The organism is Aeromicrobium sp., assembly GCF_014378035.1.
In the GTDB taxonomy this organism is placed as follows: domain Bacteria; phylum Actinomycetota; class Actinomycetes; order Propionibacteriales; family Nocardioidaceae; genus Aeromicrobium.
The window spans coordinates 1-3,375 of record NZ_JACMOM010000086.1; the positions used below are offsets into that span (position 1 = coordinate 1).

Genomic DNA, 3,375 nt, shown 5'->3' on the forward strand with positions numbered 1-3,375 from the left:
GAACAAAGGCGGCCTTGCGGACGCTATCCACGCTCAGCTACTTGGACGAATAAGCCCTTTGTTCAGCAGTTCGGCGGACTCACGTCATTCTGGGCGGTCTGGGCTACGGGTGGGTGCGATCCAACGCGCGAGCTCATGAATGCTGAGGCCATCATGTGACTGTCAGAGCAATCATCCGGTAGCCTGTAACGCATGTACTTCCACCAGCCCTTCGGTGGCGTGGTGCCCGGGGCTCGCGGAGCAGTGCTCGCGGTGCTGCTTCGAACTGGCGAGCCGCTGACTGGCCGGCAAATCCACGGCATGGTTAGCGACAAGCACAGCCTGTGGTCGGTTCAGGATGCGCTGAAGGCGCTCACCGGGCTTGGGTTGATCACGAACCGCACGGTAGGCAGGGCCGGCATTCACGAGGTCAATGAGGCGCATGCGTCGATTGCGCCGTTGCGAGCTCTGCTTGATCCGATGGCGGTACTGCGCGCGGCGGTCTCCGAGGTGAGCGGCTCGGATGTAGACGCCGTGCTGCTCCTCGGCTCCATCGCACGAGGCGAGGCGACGGAGGCTAGCGACGTCGATCTCGCCGTGATCGCCGCGCCGGACTGGAGCGGACGAATCGACCTGGAGGACACCGTGAGAGCGCGGCTGGGCAACGACTGCGACGTCCTGGTGTTCACACCGGCCGAGTTCGCTGAGAGGGCGCTAGCGGGCGAGCCTGTCGTGGCCGACATCGTCCGCGACGGCGTGGCCCTTGTGGGCCGTAAGTAGGTCGTCGGCGAAGGCGCCGTCTGACGGCGACCGCTGAACAGCGCAACGACGCGAGGGGCCATCAGACTCGGCGGGGACGCCCAAATGACGGGCTACCAGATCAAATCGCCCAACCCGTCAGCCCTGTGCGTGCCGGACTTGCAAGCGAGCAGCCCGAGATTAATGTGACACTCGCAGCCGACGTGCCCGTTGCGTGTGTCCGGCGCTGAAGAACGCGGTCTCATTCATGTCCGCCCACGCCGCCGTACGTAGACGGCTTCGCTGAGCTCAGTCATCGCCCTGAGGACTCACGGCCGTCCGTCTCGATCTGACTCGACCACTGCGCCCAATGCGTTGCCCGCGGGACAGTAGGTGCACCTCCGGAGTGACCCATCTACCCAGGAGGAACCATGACGACCCAGCCCGCGACCCGCCGCAATCCCAAGAGCGACCGCACGATCCCGGCCAACCAGTGTGGCCGGCGGATCATCCGCATCCGTTTGGACGAACTCGAAGCAGCCTTTCGCCGGCTGCCCCCGCACGCCTTTGAGCGTGTGCTGGTGGACACGTAGTGGACACGCAGCTCAGATAGAACAACCCCTGAATCCTACGTTTCCGCAGGTCAGGCGTCGTCTTCGGGAGGGTGGGCGATACTGGGTTCGAACCAGTGACCTCTTCGGTGTGAACGAAGCGCGCTACCACTGCGCCAATCGCCCTCATGGTGCTGCCGAGGGTACTTCAACTGCGCCGAGACTCTAACCCATGGTCACCGTCACCTCACATTCACGGGGTCATTGAGCTTCTGGGAATCATTTTTGGTGCCAACAGGCAACCGAATGCTCCCCCGGAACGTCTACTCGCACGAGGGACCGTGTCCTCCTCGCCTGCTTCGACCTCCCTCTCGGACAAGGAACGTCATGACCGCCCCGCTCGCCCCTGCCATCATCACGGACATCGCGCTGTACTGCGACGACGAGTTCGGCCGCCCGATGGCCTTCATCGCGACGTTCCACTACGACGACCTGGACCCCTACGCCGTGGGGATCACGTTCCACATCCCGGACGGGGAAGTGCCGTGGGTCGTGGCCCGGTCGCTCTTGCGATGCGGTCTCACCGAGCCCGCCGGCGACGGCGACATCCGGCTGTGGCCGGCGCTCGACGAGAACGGGTGCGCGATCGTGTGGATGACGTTCCACTCCCCCGAGGGGCGCCTGCGCGTGGCCGTGCGCAGTGGCGAGCTGCTGTCGTTCCTGACCCGCACCTGGGAGCTGGTGCCGGTCGGCGCGGAGCCGCACCAGTTCGACCTCGATGAGCTCGTCGCGGCGTTGCTCGCCTGACGTCGCTCCGGGTTACCTAGCGCCCCAGCAGCTCGGGCTCGTGCCGCTTCCACGCCTCTGCGGCGTCCTGCGTGACCGGACCGGGCTCCAGTTGGCGGCGGCCCCAGCGGGCCACCGCCTGCACGTCGCGGGTGGTGGAGACGAGGAAGGCCTCGTCGGCCTGCTCGGCCACCTCGATCGGCTCGTCGACCTCGCGGCCGCCGAACCACTCGAGCACGAGACCACGTGTGACGCCGGCCAGGCAACCGCTGGCCAAGGTGGGCGTGCGCAGGTCACCGTCGACGACGTAGAAGACGTTCGAGCCGGTGCCCTCGCACAGGTGACCCGCGAGGTTGGCGAAGATCGCCTCGCTCGCCCCCAGCCGCCCCGCCTCCGCGAGCGCGATCACGTTCTCTGCGTACGACGTCGTCTTGAGCCCCGCGGTCGCGCCCCGCTCGTTGCGGGGCCACGGCACGGTCACCACGCTCGTCGTGTCAGGCGTCGGGTCCATCGGTGCGGCTACGGCCACGACGGTCGGCGGGTACTCCCCGCGCCCCGACCCAAGCGGTGCAAGCCCACCGGTGACGGTGATGCGCAGCCGGCCCAGCGACAGGTGCTGGTCGTCGAGTACGGCGTCCACCCCGCGTCGTACAGCTGCGAGGTCGACGCCGATCAGCCCGAGCCCGGCGGCCGAGCGGGCCAGCCGCTCGAGGTGCAGGTCGAGGGCGAACGGCTCCCCCTCCACCACCTTGATCGCCTCGAAGACCCCATCGCCCACGGTGAACCCGTGGTCGGTGACCCGGATGGCCGGGGCAGTCGGGTCGCTCATCAGGACTCCGTCGATCCACGCACGCATGTCGTCACTGTAGGAGTCGTACGGCGCTGCTGCGGCCGCCCACGGGCGCCCGTCACCTGATCGACGCCCTCCCCCCAAACGACGAGCACCCGGTTTTGGCACCACCCGACGCATCGGTTACTGTTCACACGCACATCAGCACGGCGCAAGCCGAGCAGGTGACAGGCGGACATAGCTCAGTTGGTAGAGCGCAACCTTGCCAAGGTTGAGGTCGCGAGTTCGAGTCTCGTTGTCCGCTCGGAGAGGTCAATGTCATGGCCCGACCTCCACGCAGGAGCACGGTGGGTTGGCCGAGAGGCGAGGCAACGGACTGCAAATCCGTGTACACGGGTTCAAATCCCGTACCCACCTCCACCACACAACTTCACACGTTGCGGCTTGCCGCAGCAACGGGCGATTGGCGCAGTGGTAGCGCGCTTCCCTGACACGGAAGAGGTCACTGGTTCAAACCCAGTATCGCCCACA

4 protein-coding genes and 4 tRNA genes are annotated in these 3,375 nt (G+C 66.5%); 6 read left to right on the forward strand and 2 right to left on the reverse strand.

From position 1 onward, the window contains the following. Positions 1-243 precede the first annotated feature (243 nt). Together H7290_RS04530 and H7290_RS04535 are read left to right on the forward strand one after the other, a co-directional pair. On the forward strand, positions 244-759 hold the full coding sequence (locus H7290_RS04530; protein WP_290512829.1) for a nucleotidyltransferase domain-containing protein: 516 nt from the start codon (positions 244-246) through the stop codon (positions 757-759). Between the two features lie 389 nt (positions 760-1,148). After that, the gene (locus H7290_RS04535) at positions 1,149-1,310 is read left to right on the forward strand and encodes a hypothetical protein (protein WP_290512830.1); all 162 of its coding nucleotides are present in this window, start codon (positions 1,149-1,151) and stop codon (positions 1,308-1,310) included. A 72-nt stretch (positions 1,311-1,382) separates the two neighbouring features. Here the strand turns inward: H7290_RS04535 and H7290_RS04540 are convergent. Beyond that, positions 1,383-1,454: transfer RNA gene (locus tag H7290_RS04540), tRNA-Val, on the reverse strand. A 201-nt stretch (positions 1,455-1,655) separates the two neighbouring features. Between H7290_RS04540 and H7290_RS04545 the strand changes: the two genes are divergently transcribed. Then, on the forward strand, positions 1,656-2,075 hold the full coding sequence (locus tag H7290_RS04545; RefSeq protein ID WP_290512831.1) for an SsgA family sporulation/cell division regulator: 420 nt from the start codon (positions 1,656-1,658) through the stop codon (positions 2,073-2,075). Positions 2,076-2,091: 16 nt separating this feature from the next. On the opposite strand, the gene H7290_RS04550 is transcribed toward H7290_RS04545, so the two are convergent. Beyond that, positions 2,092-2,910 carry an aminotransferase class IV gene (locus tag H7290_RS04550; RefSeq protein ID WP_290512832.1) on the reverse strand — a complete coding sequence of 273 codons (819 nt, stop codon included), beginning with the start codon at positions 2,908-2,910 and terminating at the stop codon, positions 2,092-2,094. Between the two features lie 165 nt (positions 2,911-3,075). On the opposite strand from H7290_RS04550, the gene H7290_RS04555 reads away from it, so the two are divergent. From H7290_RS04555 to H7290_RS04565, 3 genes are all read left to right on the forward strand, one after another. Beyond that, positions 3,076-3,148 (forward strand) — tRNA-Gly (locus H7290_RS04555). A 42-nt stretch (positions 3,149-3,190) separates the two neighbouring features. Further along, positions 3,191-3,264 (forward strand) — tRNA-Cys (locus H7290_RS04560). A gap of 37 nt (positions 3,265-3,301) precedes the next feature. Continuing rightward, positions 3,302-3,373: transfer RNA gene (locus H7290_RS04565), tRNA-Val, on the forward strand. The last annotated feature ends 2 nt before the right edge of the window (positions 3,374-3,375 follow it).